Source organism: Streptomyces sp. NPDC006339 (genome assembly GCF_040612775.1).
Classification (GTDB): Bacteria; Actinomycetota; Actinomycetes; order Streptomycetales; family Streptomycetaceae; genus Streptomyces.
The window spans coordinates 74,564-90,711 of sequence record NZ_JBEXQW010000035.1 but is presented as its reverse complement, the minus strand read 5'-3'; the positions used below and the strand labels follow the sequence as shown (position 1 = coordinate 90,711).

General features: G+C 73.6%; 20 protein-coding genes. 16 read left to right on the top strand and 4 right to left on the bottom strand.

Features of this window, described 5'->3' with window-relative positions; genetic code table 11:
- Window positions 1-350 precede the first annotated feature (350 nt).
- The 4 genes from ABZ135_RS26390 to ABZ135_RS26375 all read left to right on the top strand — a co-directional run bounded on the left by ABZ135_RS26390 (window position 351) and on the right by ABZ135_RS26375 (window position 4,594).
- Entirely contained in the window at window positions 351-2,426 is a 2,076-nt protein-coding gene (locus ABZ135_RS26390) for an FUSC family protein (RefSeq protein ID WP_356698774.1), read from the top strand.
- Window positions 2,427-2,552: 126 nt separating this feature from the next.
- The gene (locus ABZ135_RS26385; RefSeq protein WP_356698772.1) at window positions 2,553-3,089 is read left to right on the top strand and encodes a hypothetical protein; all 537 of its coding nucleotides are present in this window, start codon (window positions 2,553-2,555) and stop codon (window positions 3,087-3,089) included.
- Window positions 3,090-3,173: 84 nt separating this feature from the next.
- Window positions 3,174-3,818, top strand: coding sequence for a SigE family RNA polymerase sigma factor (locus ABZ135_RS26380; RefSeq protein WP_356698770.1), 645 nt, complete (start codon window positions 3,174-3,176; stop codon window positions 3,816-3,818).
- Window positions 3,815-4,594: a hypothetical protein gene (locus ABZ135_RS26375; protein ID WP_356698768.1), complete on the top strand. Its 780-nt coding sequence runs from the start codon at window positions 3,815-3,817 to the stop codon at window positions 4,592-4,594. The genes ABZ135_RS26380 and ABZ135_RS26375 overlap by 4 nt, the downstream gene beginning before the upstream one ends.
- Before the next feature lie 138 nt (window positions 4,595-4,732).
- Here ABZ135_RS26375 and rpsN read toward each other — a convergent pair whose 3' ends face one another.
- Together rpsN and rpmB are read right to left on the bottom strand one after the other, a co-directional pair.
- On the bottom strand, window positions 4,733-5,038 hold the full coding sequence (rpsN, locus tag ABZ135_RS26370) for a 30S ribosomal protein S14 (protein ID WP_356698767.1): 306 nt from the start codon (window positions 5,036-5,038) through the stop codon (window positions 4,733-4,735).
- Complete coding sequence (rpmB, locus tag ABZ135_RS26365; protein ID WP_356698765.1) at window positions 5,038-5,274, bottom strand: 50S ribosomal protein L28; 237 nt, start codon at window positions 5,272-5,274, stop codon at window positions 5,038-5,040. The genes rpsN and rpmB overlap by 1 nt, the downstream gene beginning before the upstream one ends.
- Before the next feature lie 80 nt (window positions 5,275-5,354).
- On the opposite strand from rpmB, the gene rpmG reads away from it, so the two are divergent.
- The 5 genes from rpmG (at window position 5,355) to ABZ135_RS26340 (ending at window position 7,627) form a co-directional block, all read left to right on the top strand.
- The gene (gene rpmG, locus ABZ135_RS26360; protein WP_127355271.1) at window positions 5,355-5,519 is read left to right on the top strand and encodes a 50S ribosomal protein L33; all 165 of its coding nucleotides are present in this window, start codon (window positions 5,355-5,357) and stop codon (window positions 5,517-5,519) included.
- A gap of 3 nt (window positions 5,520-5,522) precedes the next feature.
- Window positions 5,523-5,777 carry a type B 50S ribosomal protein L31 gene (locus ABZ135_RS26355; protein WP_345487179.1) on the top strand — a complete coding sequence of 85 codons (255 nt, stop codon included), beginning with the start codon at window positions 5,523-5,525 and terminating at the stop codon, window positions 5,775-5,777.
- Window positions 5,777-6,946, top strand: a complete 1,170-nt coding sequence (locus tag ABZ135_RS26350; protein ID WP_356698762.1) for a GTP-binding protein — start codon at window positions 5,777-5,779, stop codon at window positions 6,944-6,946. Before ABZ135_RS26355 ends, ABZ135_RS26350 begins: the two co-directional genes overlap by 1 nt.
- A 117-nt stretch (window positions 6,947-7,063) precedes the next feature.
- A complete protein-coding gene (gene rpsR, locus ABZ135_RS26345) occupies window positions 7,064-7,255 on the top strand; it encodes a 30S ribosomal protein S18 (RefSeq protein ID WP_352077289.1) in 192 nt (63 codons plus the stop codon).
- Between the two features lie 159 nt (window positions 7,256-7,414).
- Window positions 7,415-7,627 carry a DUF397 domain-containing protein gene (locus ABZ135_RS26340; RefSeq protein WP_356698790.1) on the top strand — a complete coding sequence of 71 codons (213 nt, stop codon included), beginning with the start codon at window positions 7,415-7,417 and terminating at the stop codon, window positions 7,625-7,627.
- A 79-nt stretch (window positions 7,628-7,706) separates the two neighbouring features.
- Here ABZ135_RS26340 and ABZ135_RS26335 read toward each other — a convergent pair whose 3' ends face one another.
- Window positions 7,707-8,222, bottom strand: coding sequence for an ATP-binding protein (locus ABZ135_RS26335; RefSeq protein WP_356698760.1), 516 nt, complete (start codon window positions 8,220-8,222; stop codon window positions 7,707-7,709).
- 357 nt (window positions 8,223-8,579) lie between these two features.
- Between ABZ135_RS26335 and ABZ135_RS26330 the strand changes: the two genes are divergently transcribed.
- From ABZ135_RS26330 to ABZ135_RS26300, 7 genes are all read left to right on the top strand, one after another.
- Window positions 8,580-9,452: a helix-turn-helix transcriptional regulator gene (locus tag ABZ135_RS26330; RefSeq protein ID WP_356698759.1), complete on the top strand. Its 873-nt coding sequence runs from the start codon at window positions 8,580-8,582 to the stop codon at window positions 9,450-9,452.
- A 188-nt stretch (window positions 9,453-9,640) separates the two neighbouring features.
- Window positions 9,641-11,119 carry an aldehyde dehydrogenase family protein gene (locus tag ABZ135_RS26325; protein ID WP_356698757.1) on the top strand — a complete coding sequence of 493 codons (1,479 nt, stop codon included), beginning with the start codon at window positions 9,641-9,643 and terminating at the stop codon, window positions 11,117-11,119.
- A gap of 76 nt (window positions 11,120-11,195) precedes the next feature.
- Window positions 11,196-11,768, top strand: a complete 573-nt coding sequence (locus ABZ135_RS26320) for a DinB family protein (RefSeq protein ID WP_356698755.1) — start codon at window positions 11,196-11,198, stop codon at window positions 11,766-11,768.
- A 34-nt stretch (window positions 11,769-11,802) separates the two neighbouring features.
- The gene (locus ABZ135_RS26315) at window positions 11,803-12,450 is read left to right on the top strand and encodes a PadR family transcriptional regulator (protein ID WP_356698754.1); all 648 of its coding nucleotides are present in this window, start codon (window positions 11,803-11,805) and stop codon (window positions 12,448-12,450) included.
- A gap of 88 nt (window positions 12,451-12,538) precedes the next feature.
- Window positions 12,539-13,501: an ATP-binding cassette domain-containing protein gene (locus ABZ135_RS26310; RefSeq protein WP_356698752.1), complete on the top strand. Its 963-nt coding sequence runs from the start codon at window positions 12,539-12,541 to the stop codon at window positions 13,499-13,501.
- Window positions 13,498-14,262, top strand: a complete 765-nt coding sequence (locus ABZ135_RS26305; RefSeq protein ID WP_356698750.1) for an ABC transporter permease — start codon at window positions 13,498-13,500, stop codon at window positions 14,260-14,262. The genes ABZ135_RS26310 and ABZ135_RS26305 overlap by 4 nt, the downstream gene beginning before the upstream one ends.
- 106 nt (window positions 14,263-14,368) lie before the next feature.
- On the top strand, window positions 14,369-15,625 hold the full coding sequence (locus ABZ135_RS26300; protein ID WP_356698749.1) for an exo-alpha-sialidase: 1,257 nt from the start codon (window positions 14,369-14,371) through the stop codon (window positions 15,623-15,625).
- Here the strand turns inward: ABZ135_RS26300 and ABZ135_RS26295 are convergent.
- Entirely contained in the window at window positions 15,622-15,990 is a 369-nt protein-coding gene (locus ABZ135_RS26295; RefSeq protein ID WP_356698747.1) for a YbjQ family protein, read from the bottom strand. The two genes, ABZ135_RS26300 and ABZ135_RS26295, sit on opposite strands and share 4 nt — an antisense overlap.
- Window positions 15,991-16,148: the final 158 nt, after the last annotated feature.

Below are 16,148 nucleotides of genomic sequence, written 5' to 3'. Positions count from 1 at the left end.
CGCCCACGTGGGCCGTCGCCCCCGCCCGTGTGGGCAATCGTCCCGCCGGGCGGGACGGGTGGGCACACGGGACGGCGCCCATGCGGGCGCCGTCCGCACCTGCACCTGGCCGCACCACGAGCACGGCGCACTCGTGGTGCGGGTCCAGGCACCGGGAGCCTAGGCCCGGCAAAGGGCACCGTTCCGTTGTGCCCACCCGTTCCGCCCCAGCGGAACGAATGCCCACAACGGAGGTGGCGGAAGGGCACCGCCCCAGCGGGACAAGGCCCTGGCGCGCAGCACCGGAACGAGGCGGGATCGCAGCCGCACCTTATGGGTGGTTCGCCCCGGATCGCCGCTACGCTCCCCCCATGAGCTGGCTCCGCGCCCTGAAAGAGACCGCGCGTTCCGGGTTCCGGGTCGAGCGGCGGCGGTTGGAGCCGGTTGTCGCCGGGCGGGGGGCGCTCGGGTTGGCGGTCGTGGTCGGGGGTGCGCTCGCGCTGTTCGGGCCCGCGGTCGCGGTGTCGTCCGCGTTCGGGGCGTTCCAGGCGGCGATCGCGACCTTCCAGCGCTCGTACCGCCCCCGCCCCACCCTCGCCCTCGCGTCCGGCGCGAGCCTCGCCGTGTCGACGTTCCTCGGATATCTGACCGGCGCCCACCCGGCCCTTTTCCTCGCGCTGCTCGCCCTGTGGACCTTCCTCTCGGGGATGGCCTGGGCCGCGGGCCCGACCGTCGGCATCATCGCCTCCTCCAACGTGGCGATCATGCTGGTCACCGTCACCCTCCCCACCTCCGTCGCCACCGCCGCCGGCCACGCCGCGATGATCGCCGTCGGCGGCCTCGTCCAGGCCGCCCTCATCGTCCTGCTGCCGGTGCGCCGCTGGGGCGCCCAGCGCGACGCCCTCGCCGACGCACTCGCCGCCGAGGCGGACTACGCCCGCCGGCTGCGCCACGACCCGACCGCCTCCTTCGACCCCGTACCGCTGATGACGGCCCGCAGCGCCGCCGCCGTCACCCCGCGCCAGGCCCGCCGCCGCCCCGCCGAACTGCACGGCGCCCGCGGGCTCGCCGAGCGGATCAGGCCGGTGCTCGCCTCGCTCGCGGACCCGGCGGTCGGCGCGCCCGCCGAGGGCCCGCAGCGCGACCGGGTCCGGGAGCTGCTCGGCGCGGCGGGCGCGGTCCTCGACGCGTGCGCGCACGCGATCCGGCACGGCCGGCCGGTCGACCTCCCGCCCCCGGCCCTCGCCGCCCTCCGCACGCCGGACACCGGCGCGATCCTGTCCGGCGCGTCCCGCCGGGCCTCGACCCGGCTCGCCGCGCTGCTCGACGACGTCGTCGAGACGGCCGAGCCGCGTACGGAGACGGCCGCCGAGGGAGCCCGCAGCCGGCCCACCCTGGTCCGGCTCGTCCCGGTCGCGCTGGCCAGGACGCGGGCGGAGCTGCGGCACGAGTCGCCGGTCCTGCGGCACGCGATCCGGGTCACGGCGGTGACGGCCGCCGGCTACGTCCTCGGCACCGCCCTCCCCTTCGGCCACGGCTACTGGGCGCCGATGGCCTCGGTGATGGTGATGCGCCCCGACTTCTCGCAGACGTACGCCCGTTCCGTGGCCCGGTTCGGCGGCACGCTCCTCGGCGTCGCCCTCGCCACGGGCGTCGTCCAGACCGCCCACCCCGGCACTTACCTCTCCGGCGGACTCGCCGTCCTCTGCGCCTTCGGGATGTACCTCCTCATGCGGACCGGATACGCGGCGAGCCAGGTCTTCGTCTCCGCGTACGTGGTCTTCCTGCTCGGCATGGACGGCGCCGGCCTCACCCAGACCGTCCGCGAACGCGTCCTGCTGACGCTGCTCGGCGGCGTGCTCGCGATGCTGTCCTACGCCGTGTACCCGGCCTGGGAGACGCCGCGGCTGCGCGGCCGGCTGGCCGACTGGCTGACGGCGGACGGGCTGTACGCGGCCACCGTCGTCACCCACTACGCCGCCCCTGCCGCCCCGGACGCCTCCCCCGTCTCGGCCGGCCCTGCCGCCCCGGACGTCCGCGAGGCGCTGCTCGGCACCCGGGAGGCCCGGATCGCCTGGCAGGAGGCCGTGGGCCGGGCCACCCACGAGCCGGTGCGCCACCGGGGCCTGTCGCACACGGCGGCCGACGAAGCGGGGCACGCGCTGGCCCAGTTCGGGCGGGTCGCGATGCTCTTGGAGGCCCATCTCCCGGAGCCCGGAGCACCGCCCGTACCGGAGGCCGAAGCCCTCGCGGAGGCGCTGCGCCGGTCGACGGAGCGGGGCGCGAAGGAGCTGCGGGAACGGAAGGTGCCGCACTGGGGCGACCTGCGGAAGACCGTCGAGGCATGGGAGCGGGGCGAGGGAGAGCCGGACCACTTCCTGCTGCGCAAGGCGGCGGTACTGCTCCTGGAGGCGCTGGACGAGGTGTCGACGGCGCTCACGCGCTGAGCGGGCGGAAAAAAGGACCGACGCCCTGTCATCCGTACCTCCCCTCGGCGGAGTTGAAAGAGACGAGGACCGCTCTTCGTCTCATCGAGACCCCAGACCCCAGATCCCCGATCCAGGAGCACGCACATGAAGAAGTACCTGCTGGCCGCGGCGGTGGTCGTGGCCGTGGGCGCGACCGTCGCCGCGCCCGCCGTCGCCGCCCCCGCGCCCCAGGCCGCCCCCGCGTCCCACGCTGTCGCCGCCCCCGCGTCCTCCGTCCGCGTCGTCGCGCCCGGCGAGCGCGTGGACGCCGGCCGAGGCTGGACGGTGTGGCTGACCGAGGAGGGCAAGCACTGGTCGGGCCCGGACGGTTACGAGAACTTCCGCAGCGTCGTCGACGGCAACGTGGACCTGTCCCGGCCGGGCGTCAGCCACCAGTCGGAGGGCGACGCGGCCGGCGTCTTCCACTCCGGTCTCTTCTACGGCACCAAGAAGGCCGGCAAGGTCGTCCTGACGGGCACGGACGGTACGCGGACCACGGCGGCCCTGCTCGAACTGCCCGGCCGTCCCGGCTGGGGCGTCTGGTACGCGCACACCGGACCGGAGAACGACGGCGGCGCCTCCGTCGCGTTCTACGACCGCAACGGACGGCTGCTCGCCGAGCTGCCGGGCTGGAACGCCTGACGGCTGATCGTGCGTGTTCCCCGGCAGGGCCCGGCACGGGGCGGGCCCTGCCCCCTTCCCTCAGCGAGCCCGAGGTCCTTCACCGTGTCGTACGAGCCCGCACCGCAGCAGTCCGCCGGCGGGGACGAGGACGACGGCTTCGCCGCGTTCGCCGTCGCCGCCTGGCCCCGTCTGGTGCGTACGGCACAGCTTCTGACGGGGGACTTCCACGAGGCCGAGGACCTCGTGCAGACCACCCTCGCCAAGGTCTACGGCCGCTGGCGCCGGGTCCCGCGCGAGGAGATCGACCTCTATGTGCGCCGGGCCCTGATCAACAACAACCTCAGCCGTCTCCGCCGGAAGCGGGTGGTGCACCTGCTGACGCCGGTGCTCCCCGACTCGGTACGGCACGCCCACGCGGGCCACGCGGACGCGGTCGAGCAGCGCACCGCGCTCCTCGCGGCGCTCGCGGACCTGCCGGCGCGGCAGCGTGCCGTGATGGTCCTGCGGTACTGGGAGGACCTGAGCGAGCAGGAGATCGCGGCGGTGCTCCACTGCTCGATCGGTACGGTGAAGACGCATGCCCGACGCGGTCTCGCCGCTCTGCGGGCCCACCCCGGCCTCACCCTGCCCCACCCTCCTTCCGTTCCCGCTCCCGCTCCCGTTCCCGCCCCCGCTCCCACCCCCCTTCCCGCTCCTGCCCTGGGAGCCGACACCACCCCCACCACCCCCACCGGAGCCCGACGATGACCCCCGAGCCCGGCCGCCCCACCTCCGCACCCGATCCGGATCCGGACGCGACCGATCCGGAGGTGGAGGACCGACTCCGGGCGGCTTTCGCGCGCACCGCGCTCGACATCACCCCCGGGCCCGTGCCCCTCGCGGCCGTCCGCCGAGGCGGACGGGCCCACCGGAGGCGCCGCGCGGTGGCGCTGGTCGCCCTGACGGTGCTCTCGGTGTCCGGTGCGGTGACGGTGGCGGCGGTGACCCTGCCCGTGCCCGGCCGGGGGCCGGTGCGGCCGGCCGCGCAGGGCCCGGTCGACCCGCTGGTCCCGCCCGTACCGCCGCTGCCCACCGCCGTCGCCCGGCCGCCGGTGACCGACGTCCGCGTGGTCCGGCCGGGCGAGCGGGTGGACGCGGGCCGAGGCTGGAGGGTGTGGCTGACCGAGGAGGGCAAGCACTGGTCGGGCCCGGACGGTTACGAGAACTTCCGCAGCGTCGTCGACGGCAACGTGGAGACCTCCCGGCCGGGCGTCTCGCACCAGTCGGAGGGCGATGCGGCCGGAATCTTCAACTCCGGCCTCTACCACGGCACTCGGGCGGTCGGCCGGGTGGAGCTGAGGGACGCGGACGGCCGGACGACCGCCGCGTCGCTCCTGGAGCTGCCGGGCCGACCGGGGTGGGGCGTCTGGTACGCGTACACGCCGCCCTCGGCGAAGGACCCGGGCGCCACCCCGGACGTGGTCCTCTACGACCGCGCCGGCAAGCGCCTGGCCGGGCTCGACGGCCTCCCCGGCACCCCGTAACGGCCTCCCCGGCCCCCGTAACGTCTCCCCGGCACCCCGTAACGTCTCCCCGGCACCCCGTAGCGGCCGCCCCGGCACCCCGTAGCGGCCGCCCCGGCACCCCGTACGGCCCCGCCGCACCCCCGCCAGGACCCCTCCTCACCAGGAGGACTTGCGCACCCCCGGCAGGAACCCGGCGTGCGCCTGGTTCCGTACGCGGACCCGGGACAGGCCGAACTTCCGCAGGTGGCCGCGCGGGCGGCCGTCGACGGCGTCGCGGTTGCGGACGCGGGTCGGGCTCGCGTCGCGCGGCTGGCGGCGCAGTTCGCGGGCGGCGGCCTCGCGCTCGGCCTCCGGGACGGAGCGGTCGCGGATGATCGCCTTGAGGGCGGCGCGGCGCACCGCGTAGCGGGCGACGACGGCCTTGCGGTGCTCGTTGCGCGCGATCTTGCTCGCCTTGGCCATCAGACCTTCACCCCCCGGGCGCGGATGCGGGCCACGGCCGCCTCGACGCCGATGGCGTCGACCGTCTTGATCGCGCGGGCGCTGAGGGTGAGCCGGACATGGCGGCCCTCGCTCGGCAGCCAGTAGCGCTTGCGCTGGATGTTGGGGTCGAAGCGCCGCGAGGTGCGGCGGTGGGAGTGCGAGACGCGGTTGCCGAAGCCGGGCTGGGCTCCGGTGAGCTGGCAATGGGCGGACAAGGGGTGACCTGCCTCTCCGGTGCCGCCCCGCAAGGAAGCGGCATTGGTAATGGGAATCGTTTTCATTTACTCTACACACCATGGCCCGCAACGAACTCCGCCCGATCATCAAACTCCGGTCCACCGCCGGCACCGGCTACACCTACGTCACCCGCAAGAACCGCAGGAACGACCCCGACCGTCTCACCCTGCGCAAGTACGACCCGGTCGCCCGCCGGCACGTCGACTTCCGAGAGGAGCGCTGAGCCATGAAGCCCGGCATCCACCCCGACTACCGCCCCGTCGTCTTCCGTGACCGGGCCGGCGGCTTCGCCTTCCTCACCCGCTCGACCATGACCAGCGACAAGACGGTCGAGTGGGAGGACGGCCGCACCTACCCCGTCGTCGACGTCGAGATCTCCTCGGCCAGCCACCCCTTCTACACCGGCACCGCGCGCGTCCTCGACACCGCCGGCCGCGTGGAGCGCTTCGAGAAGCGCTACGGACGGCGCGAGGCCCGCTGATGTCCGTACCGCCGGCGGCCCCGCCCCCCGCCCTCTCCGTCGTCCTCGTCGGGGGCCTCCACTCCGACGCCCGCCGCGCCGCCGTGGACCGGCTGCTCGCCGCCGTCCCCGGCAGCGTGGCGCTCCACCACGACCTGTCCACGGCGCCGCGCACCGGGACCGTCACCCGTACCGTCCGCGACGCCGGCGGACCGCTCTCCAGCGGCGAGACACCGCTCGTCAACGACTGCGCCTGCTGCGCCCTGCGCGAGGACCTCGTCCCCGAGCTGGAGCGGCTCGCCGACGAGGTCCCCGACGGCCGCACCCGGCTCGCGGTCGTCGAGCTCTGGGACTCCGTCGAGCCCAAGGCGATGGCCGAGGTGGTCGCCGCCCACGGGCTGCGCCTCGGCGGTGTCGTCACCGCCGTCGACCCGGCCCTGCTCCTGCCGTACCTCGGCAACGGCGACGACCTCGCCGACGCCGGTCTCGCCGCGGCCGCAACCGACCAGCGGACCATCGCCGACACCTGGGCGCGCCAGTTGGAGTACGCGCCCGTGCTCGCCGTCGTCGACAGCCCCGAGGCCGACGACGAGGACCGCGCGCTGCTCGCCCAGCTCCACCCCACCGCCCTCCGGATTCCCGTGGACGAGCCGGGCGCCCTCGCCGCCGCCGCGCTCGCCGGTTTCGACGTGGAGGCGGCGGCCGCGGCCCAGCACCCGGCGTGCGCGCGGCTGCCGCAGGAGGCGGACGAGCACGGTGTCGCCACCTTCGTCTGGCGCCACCACCGGCCCTTCCACCCCGGCCGGCTGTACGCCGCGCTGGAGGACCTGACCTGCGCGGCCGCCCGCAGCCGCGGCCGCTTCTACCTCGCCGACCGGCCCGACACCCTGCTCGGCTGGGACGCGGCGGGCGGCGCGCTGTGCGTGGAGAGCGCCGGACCGTGGCTGGCCTCGCTGCCCGACGCCGCCTGGGAGATGGTCCCGCCGATGCGCCGGGCCGCCGCCGCACTCGACTGGCACCCGGAGCACGGCGACCGCTGCCAGCACCTCGTCTTCACCTCGCCCGGCCTGGACCGCGACGGCCTGGCCGAACTGCTCGACTCCTGCCTGCTCACCGACGCCGAGTACGCCGCCGGGCGCGACGCCTGGAAGCGGCTGCCGTCCGACTTCGACACCCTCCTGGAGGTCTGACCCGTGTCCCCCAAGCCCCCCAAGCCCACCAAGGCCGCCGCGTCCGGCAGGTCCGGCAGGTCCGGCACGTCAGGCAAGACGGCCGGGCGCAGGTCCGGCGCCGCGCGCCCCAACCCGCTGGACGCCGCCGGCATCACGTACGTCGACTACAAGGACACCGACCTGCTGCGGAGGTTCATCTCCGACCGGGGCAAGATCAGGAGCCGGCGGGTGACCCGGGTGACCGCCCAGCAGCAGCGGCAGATCGCCCGCGCCGTCAAGAACGCCCGGGAGATGGCGCTGCTGCCGTACTCGTCGGTAGCACGCTGAGTCGCGTAGTCACTACGCGACCCCGCGTGCACGTGCATCCGCACATGCATCTGCCCCTGCATCGGCATATGAACACAGCTATGATCCGAGGAAGTTGACACCTGCACCAAACTTCTCGGGGAGCTACCAGTGCATCACGCGGACCACGCGTACAACGGCATGGCGGCCACGGAACTTCGTGGTGTCGTGTGGCAGAAGAGCCGGCACAGCAACTCCCAGGGGTCCTGCGTGGAGTTCGCCAAGCTGCCCGGAGGGAACGTCGCGGTGCGCAACTCGCGCCACCCGGACGGGCCCGCGCTGGTCTACACGCCCGCCGAGATAGAGGCGCTGATCCTGGGTGTGAAGGACGGGGAGTTCGACCACCTGGTGTGAGGAAACGTCACGGCGCACGGGAAGGGCCCCGATGGCGACTGCCATCGGGGCCCTTCCGTCTGCCGGGGGAGGGGGGCTGCTACTCCGGCCCCAGCCGGAACAGCGCCCACACCACCTTGCCCTGGAGCGTGCCCGCGAGCGGATGCCAGCCCCAGCTATCGCTGAACGACTCCACCAGGAACAGCCCGCGGCCCGACTCGGCGGCGAAGTCCTCGCCGCCTTCCCGAGTCTCCGGGCTCTCCCGGCTGGGGTCGCGCACGGCGCACACCAGGCGTGAGGCCCAGCGCATCAGGTGCAGCCGGACGGGCGGATTCAGGCCCTCCTCGGCGCCGTGGTCCGTGCCGTCCGCCGCGTCCCCGGGCAGCGCGTGGCGCAGCGCGTTGGTGACGAGCTCGGAGACGACCAGGGCGACATCGTCGAAGCGGTCGGCGAGATCCCAGTTGCTGAGCGTCTGGCTGGTGAACTTCCGCGCGCCGCGCACCGCGTCGTAACGCGGTGGCAGGGCGCAGGAGGCCGAGTTGGAGACGGTCGCGGGATCGATCGGCGGAAGCCCCTGCCGTAACGGCTCGAGCATGGTGGATCCATTCGGTCCCATGCGAGGCACTCCCGGGAATCGCGGCGGTGGTGCGACAAGGCGGTGCGGCGGTGCGACAAGGCGGTGCGAAGAGCGGTGCGGAAAGCGGTGCGGCACCGCGCGAGTACGCGGCTGCGCGAGCACCATGGTTCCGAATGCGTCCAAGGGATGCAAGGGCAGATGCACGTGCACGCGCCGGACCTGTCCGTCCCCGTGCCGAATCTGTGCATAAGTCGTCCACGCATTGCGCGGAGGATGCCCGGAACCCGCCGTCTATCCGTAATCGAATGTGTACGCGCTGAAGCGTTTAGTGGCAGAATCCGGGGCTCGACGGGGGCTCGAGAGCGAGAGCAGCACCGCGAAGGGGAGGCTGGAGCCGTGACGGCAGGCGAATCGAGCGGGGCGAGCGGGAGTGTGGTGCGCCGCATCCTGCTGGGCTCCCAGTTGAGGCGACTGCGCGAGTCCCGTGGCATCACCCGGGAGGCGGCCGGCTATTCGATCCGGGCGTCCGAATCCAAGATCAGCCGTATGGAGTTGGGAAGGGTGAGCTTCAAGGCCAGGGACGTCGAGGACCTGCTCACGCTCTACGGGGTCACCGACGAGGCCGAGCGAGGCTCGCTCCTCGGGCTGGCCCGCGAGGCCAACGTCGCCGGCTGGTGGCACAGCTTCGGCGACGTGCTGCCGGGCTGGTTCCAGACGTACATCGGCCTGGAGGGTGCCGCCTCCCTCATCCGCATCTACGAAGTGCAGTTCGTCCACGGCCTGTTGCAGACCGAGGCGTACGCCCACGCCGTCGTCACCCGCGGCATGCCCGACGCCCCGCGCGCCGAGATCGAGCGCCGCGTCGCGCTGCGCCTGGAGCGCCAGAAGGTCCTCGTCTCCGAGAACGCGCCGCACCTGCACGCCGTCCTCGACGAGGCCGCGTTGCGCCGCCCGTACGGCGACCGCTCCGTGATGCGGGGGCAGTTGCGGCACCTCATCGAGGTCTCCGAGCACCCCCACATCACCCTCCAGGTCATGCCCTTCAGCTTCGGCGGGCACGCGGGCGAGAGCGGCGCCTTCGCCATGCTGAGCTTCCCCGAGTCCGACCTCTCCGACGTCGTCTACCTGGAGCAGCTCACCAGCGCCCTCTACCTCGACAAGCGCGAGGAGGTCGCGCAGTACGCGCGCGTGATGGAGCGGCTGCAGAAGGACAGCCCGGACCCCGCGGAGAGCCGCGACCTGCTCCGGGGACTCCTCCAGCTCTCCTGAGGCGCACCGGCCGCCCGAGCTCCCTTGTCCGCAGTCTCTTGACCGAAGTCACTTGTCCACAGCCGCTTGTCCACAGGCACTACAACTGTGCTGATACGTCAGTACGATGACGGGACATCAGTGAGGCGGCTGTGACGCGGCAGTCGTCCGTGCCGACGTCCGCCACCGCGGGTAAGGGGTCTCGTTCCATGGCACCGTCCTCCCCGTCCAGGGACTACTTCTCCGAGCTCGCCCACCAGTACATCGACGGCGAGTGGAAGCCCGGCAGCGGCTCGTGGGACATCATCGACTTCAACCCGTACACCGGGGAGAAGCTGGCCGCCATCACCGTGGCCACGGCCGGTGAGGTCGACCGAGCCTACCGGGCCGCCGAGCGCGCCCAGGCCGCGTGGGCCGAGACCAACCCGTACACCCGCCGGCTCGTCTTCGAGCGGGCGCTGCGGATCGTCGAGGAGCGCGAGGAGGAGATCGCCGAGGCGATCGTCGCCGAGCTCGGCGGGACGCGGCTGAAGGCCGCCTTCGAGCTGCACCTGGCCAAGGAGTTCCTGCGCGAGGCGATCCAGTTGGCGCTGCGGCCCGAGGGCCGCATCCTGCCCTCCCCGGTCGACGGCAAGGAGAACCGGGTCTATCGCCTCCCCGTCGGCGTCGTCGGCGTGATCTCCCCCTTCAACTTCCCCTTCCTCCTGTCGGTCAAGTCGGTGGCCGCGGCCCTCGCCCTCGGCAACGCCGTCGTGCTCAAGCCCCACCAGAACACCCCGATCTGCGGCGGCACCCTCGTCGCCAAGGTCCTGGAGGACGCGGGACTGCCCGCCGGGCTGCTCAACGTCGTCGTCACCGACATCGCCGAGATCGGCGACGCGCTCCTCACCCACCCGGTCCCGAAGGTCATCTCCTTCACCGGCTCCGACCGCACCGGCCGCCACGTCGCCACCGTCTGCGCCCAGCACTTCAAGCACGCCGTGCTCGAACTCGGCGGCAACAGCGCCCTGATCGTCCTCGACGACGCCGACGTCGACTACGCGGTGGACGCGGCGGTCTTCAGCCGTTTCGTGCACCAGGGGCAGGTCTGCATGGCCGCCAACCGGATCCTGGTGGACCGCTCCCTGGAGGCGGAGTTCACCGAGAAGTTCGTCGCGAAGGTGAGGACGCTGCGGGTCGGCGACCCGGCCGATCCCGCCACCCACATCGGCCCGCTCATCAACTCCCAGCAGGCGGAGGCCGTCTCCTCGGTCGTCGAGCAGACCGTCGCCGCCGGTGCGACGGCGCTGCTGCGCGGCTCGGTCGACGGCAGCCTCGTCTCCCCGTCCGTCCTCACCGGCATCGCCCCCGACGCGCCCGTCCTGAGCCAGGAGATCTTCGGCCCGGTCGCCCTGATCGTGCCGTTCGACGGCGAGGACGAGGCCGTACGGATCGCCAACGACACCCCGTACGGGCTGAGCGGCGCCGTGCACACGGGCGACATCGAGCGGGGCGTGCGGATCGCCCGGCGCATCCGCACCGGAATGATCCACATCAACGACGGGACCGTGCACGACGAGCCGATCGTGCCGTTCGGCGGCGAGGGGCGGTCGGGCATGGGCCGGCTCAACGGCGACGCGATGATCGAGGCGTTCACCACCCGGAAGTGGATCTCGATCCAGCACGGTCGCAGCCGGTTTCCCTTTTAGGACCGTGGCTGTCCGCAAGGGCCCGTAGCGTGGTCGGTGTCGAGGTCGAGAAGGCCACTTACGGAAGGTGGACACCATGGTTGCTCTTGTTCCCGCGGAGGCTCCCGGCGACGAGCGCGGCGCGTTCCTCAACTTCGTCGAGGCGCAGCGGGCCGCCGTCGTCCGGGCCGCGCTCGGACTGACCGAGGAGCAGGCGGCGAGCCGCCCCAGCGCCAGCGAGCTGACGCTCTCCGGCCTGATCAAGCACTGCGCCGAGGTCGAGCTCAACTGGCTGCGGCTCGCCCAGCAGCGGCCGAACGAGCGGCAGCGGACCCAGGAGACCTGGGACGAGGCGTTCCGGCTCGTGGACGGCGAGACCGTCCCGGAGACGCTGGCCTTCTGGGAGGGCGTGGCCAAGGAGACCGAGGAGTTCGTCCGGGGCGTGCCGAGCCTGGACGACACCTTCCCGCTGCCCCCGGCGCCCTGGTTCCCCAAGGACGGGCGGGTCTCGGTCCGCTGGATGCTGCTCCACCTGGTGCAGGAGATGGGCCGGCACGCGGGCCACGCCGACATCGTCCGGGAGTCCCTGGACGGCAAGGGGTCCTTCGAGCTGATCGAGATGGAGAAGGCCGCGGGCGAGGGCTCGGGGGTCCGGGGGACCGCTTCCTAGTCAAGGTTGACCAGTGCCTCACTAGACTCGGGGCATGTCAGCGATCCGTCTTCTCGTCCTCGGTGCGGTCAAGCAGCACGGCCGCGCCCACGGCTACCAGGTGCGCAACGACCTGGAGTTCTGGGGCGCGCACGAGTGGTCCAACGCCAAGCCCGGCTCGATCTACCACGCGCTCAAGCAGATGGCCAAGCAGGGACTGCTGGCCGCCGACGAGATCGCGCCGAGCACGGCGGGGGGCCCGCCGAGGGTCGAGTACGAGATCACGGAGGCGGGCCGGGAGGAGTATCTGCGGCTGCTGCGCGAGGCCCTGTCCACGTACGACCAGCAGATGGACGTGCTGTCCTCGGCCATCGGCTTCATCGTGGACCTGCCCCGCGCGGAGGCCGTGGAGCTGCTCCGGGCCCGGGTGCGCGGCCTGGACGAGTGGCGCGCTTCGGTCACCGAGTACTACACGCCGGAGGGCGGCCCGGAGCAGCTCGGCCACATCGGGGAGATCATGCACCTCTGGGTGCACTCGGCCGACGCGGGCCGGGAGTGGACGCTCGGGCTGATCGAGCGGATCGAGGCGGGGGCGTACTCCTTCGCGGGGGAGGGCGGCGAGCCCTTCGTCGGGATCCTCGCGGAGGGCCAGGAGAACCCGTACGCGACGGACAGCGCGCAGGCGCCGGACCGCGACAGCTAATCAAGTTTGACTAACCGAGCCCCGGGGCATACCCTCCGGCGCGGGCAAGTGGTCAAATTTGACTACGGATTTTTCGGGAGGAACAGGGATGTCGGTGCACGCGGAGCACGCGATCCTCGTGGAGGGCGCGCGCAAGCGCTACGGAGAGAAGAAGGCGCTCGACGGCCTGGACCTGACCGTCCGGCGCGGCACGGTGCACGGCCTGCTCGGCCCCAACGGCGCCGGGAAGACCACGACCGTCCGGGTCCTGGCCACCCTCCTGCGCCACGACGAGGGCGTGGTGCGGGTCGCCGGCCACGACGTACGCCGGGAGGCCGCCGAGGTGCGGCGGCGGATCGGACTGCTCGGGCAGCACGCGGCCCTCGACGAGGACCTGTCCGGGCGGCAGAACCTGGAGATGTTCGGACGGCTGCACCACCTGGGCGCCCGGGGCGCGGGGCGGCGCGCGGACGAGCTCCTGGAGCGCTTCGGGCTCGCCGACACGGGCCGCAAGCCCGTACGGAGCTACAGCGGCGGCATGCGGCGGCGGCTCGACCTGGCCGCGTCGCTGATCACCGAACCGGAGGTGCTCTTCCTCGACGAGCCGACCACCGGACTCGACCCGCGCGGGCGCGGTGAGGTGTGGGACTCCGTGCGCTCCCTGGTCGGCGGAGGGACGACGGTGCTGCTGACCACCCAGTACCTGGAGGAGGCGGACCAGCTCGCCGACCGGATCTCGGTCGTCGACCGCGGCCGGGTGGTCGCCGACGGCACACCGGACCAACTGAAGACCCGCGTCGGGCGGGACCGCGTCGACGTGGTCGTACGGGACGGGGCACGGCTCGACGAGGCGGTGAAGGCGCTCCCGTTCGGGCCGGGGGAGGCGGAGGTCGACCGCGACCGGCGGCGCGTCAGCGCGCCCGTGGACGACCGGATGGCCGCCCTCGCCGAGACGGTACGGGCCCTGGAGGCGGCCGGCATCGAGGCGGAGGACATCGCCCTGCGGCGCCCGACGCTCGACGAGGTCTTCCTGCATCTGACCGGTGGGCGCGAGACGGAGGTGGCGGCATGAGCGCGGCGTACGCGGTGAGTGACTGCTGGACCATGACCCGGCGTGAGCTGGCCCACTGGGCGCGGCAGCCCGTGCAGGTCGTGGTCGGGCTCGTGTTCCCGGTGATGATGCTGCTGATGTTCGGCTATCTGGTCGGCGGCGGCCGGGCGATCGAGGGCGACTACGTCGACTTCCTCGTGCCCGGCATGCTCACCCTGACCATGGTGTTCGGGCTCGAAGGCACCATGACGGCGGTGACGCGGGACCTGGACAAGGGAGTGATCGACCGCTTCCGGTCCATGCCGATGACCGACGGCGCCGTGCTCGTGGGGCGGGCCGCCGCCGACATGCTCCAGTCGACGGTGGGCCTGCTCCTGATGACGGGCGTCGGCCACGCGATCGGCTGGCGGGCGCACGGCGGCCTCGGGGCCTTCCTGGGGGCGATGGGGCTGCTGCTCCTGCTGCGGTTCGCGATGCTGTGGATCGGGATCTACCTGGCCCTGGTCGCGGGGCGCGCGGAGCTCGTGCAGGCGGTGCAGATCCTGGTCTGGCCGGTCGGCTTCCTCTCCAACGCCTTCGCCTCGCCCGACGCCATGCCGGGCTGGCTGGGCGCGGTCGTGGAGTGGAACCCGATGTCGGCGACGGCGACGGCCGTACGGGACCTGTGCGGCGGCCCGGGCGGCGAGCCGGGCTGGGTGGGGGCCGCGGTGGTGTGGCCGCTGGTCCTGACGGCGGTGTTCTTCCCGCTGGCGGTACGGCGCTTCGGCCGGCTGGGGAAATAGCGGGGCGGAGGTGGGAACCCGGAGGCGGTGAGCGGTGTAACAGAGGCAGCGGGTCTTCACGGCGGACGGGCCGGGGGACCGCGGGACCGAGGACAGGGGGAGTTCGATGCGCGGTTCCCGGACGGCGGCCTGTGCCGTCCTGCTTCTGATGCTGCTCGCGGCCTGTACGGGGTCGCCGCCCCGGCCGGCCGGACCGGCGGGCCCGACCGGCCCGGGCGGCGGGCCGGCGTCCGCCACGGCTCCCGGGCCCTACGGGGCTCCGGCGCGGATACCGTCCGCGCCGGGGCTTCCCGGGTGGGCGCACAGCCTGGGCTTCGCCGCCGACGGCAGCGGCTTCGTGCTCCTCGTCCAGTGCGTCACGGACGCGGCGCGGCCGGAGAGCGGCTTCTGCCGCCAGCAGGTCGCCGCCCTCGACCGGGGCGCGCGGTCCTGGGCGCTGCGGCCCACACCGCTGCCCGACATACCGCCGTCGCGGGGCGTCTCCGCGGGGCTGACGGTGCTCGGGCCGGGGCGGGCACTGATCGAGGACGGCGGCGGGGAGGAGCCGGAGCGGACCTGGTTCACCGGGGACGGGGGGCGCGGCTGGCGCGCGGTCGACCGGCGCACAGTCGGCACGACCCCGCTGATACCCGCCGGTGCGGTCCTGACCACCGCGTGCGTGGCACCCACCGGGCCCTCGCCCGACGAGTGCGCCCGGGAGCGGCTGGTCGTCATCTCGCCGCAGGACGGGCGGCGCCGGGCGCTGGCCCGGGTGCCGGCCCTCGGGGCGCACCCGCGGCCGGCGCCCGTGGCGGAGCCGGACGGCTCGTGGTGGGTGTCCGGCACCGACCCGGCCACGGGCGCGACCACGCTCGCCGTCTCCCGGGACGCGGGCCGCAACTGGACCCCGAGCCCGCTGCCGAGCAGCCGGCCGCCGGGCACGGGCACCCCGCCCGGGCACGGGGCGGTGGTCGCGGTCGGCCCCGACGCGGTCTACGCGGCGGAGCTGGGCGAGCCGGACGGCGGCGAGCCGGTGAAGAACCCGCTGCGGGCCCTGCACCGCTCGCTCGACGGCGGCCGCACCTGGACCCGGATGTGGACCACGGGCCCCGTCGCGGAGCCGCGCAGCCTCCTGGGCCTGCCGGTGCCGGGCCCCGGCGGCCGCGTGCGGATCGACGCGGAGCTGCGGCAGTACGCGAGCGAGGACGGCGGCCGCACGTTCCAGGCCACCGACAGGGGGACCTCCTGGGTCCGGCGGACCGGGCTCGGCCTCCTGCGGGAGGCCGGCGACCGCTGCGGGTACGCGACGACGCGCGACGGGCTGCGCTGGTCGGAGTTCCGCCTCGCCTGCGAGGACCGGACAGACGGGTACGGGCCGTCCTAGGCGCGCGGCGTGATGACCACGGCGGTGCCGTAGGCGCACACCTCCGTGCCCACGTCGGCGGCCTCCGTCACGTCGAAGCGGAACATCAGCACCGCGTTCGCGCCGCGCGCCCGCGCCTGCTCGACCAGACGCTCCATCGCCTGGTTACGGGTCTCCACCAGGGTCTTCGTCAGCCCCTTCAGCTCCCCGCCGATCATCGACTTCAGGCCCGCGCCGATCTGACTGCCCAGATGCCGCGAGCGGACGGTCAGCCCGAACACCTCGCCGATCACCTCCCGCACGTCGTATCCCGGCACGTCGTTCGTGGTGACCACCAGCACGTCCGACTGGGCCACCTGGCCGCCGCCGTACTCGTCGATGCCCATGCGCATCCACCTCCTGCGCCTCAGCCTGGGGCCCTCCAGGCCCGCGCGCATCCGGGAGGGAGCCGGTTGGAAAGCCGCGTCGGAGGCGGGGGACAGGCCCGAGAGGGGCGGGAAGGAGCCGGGTGGAACCCGGGGCGTTCACCTCTCGTTGATAGCTT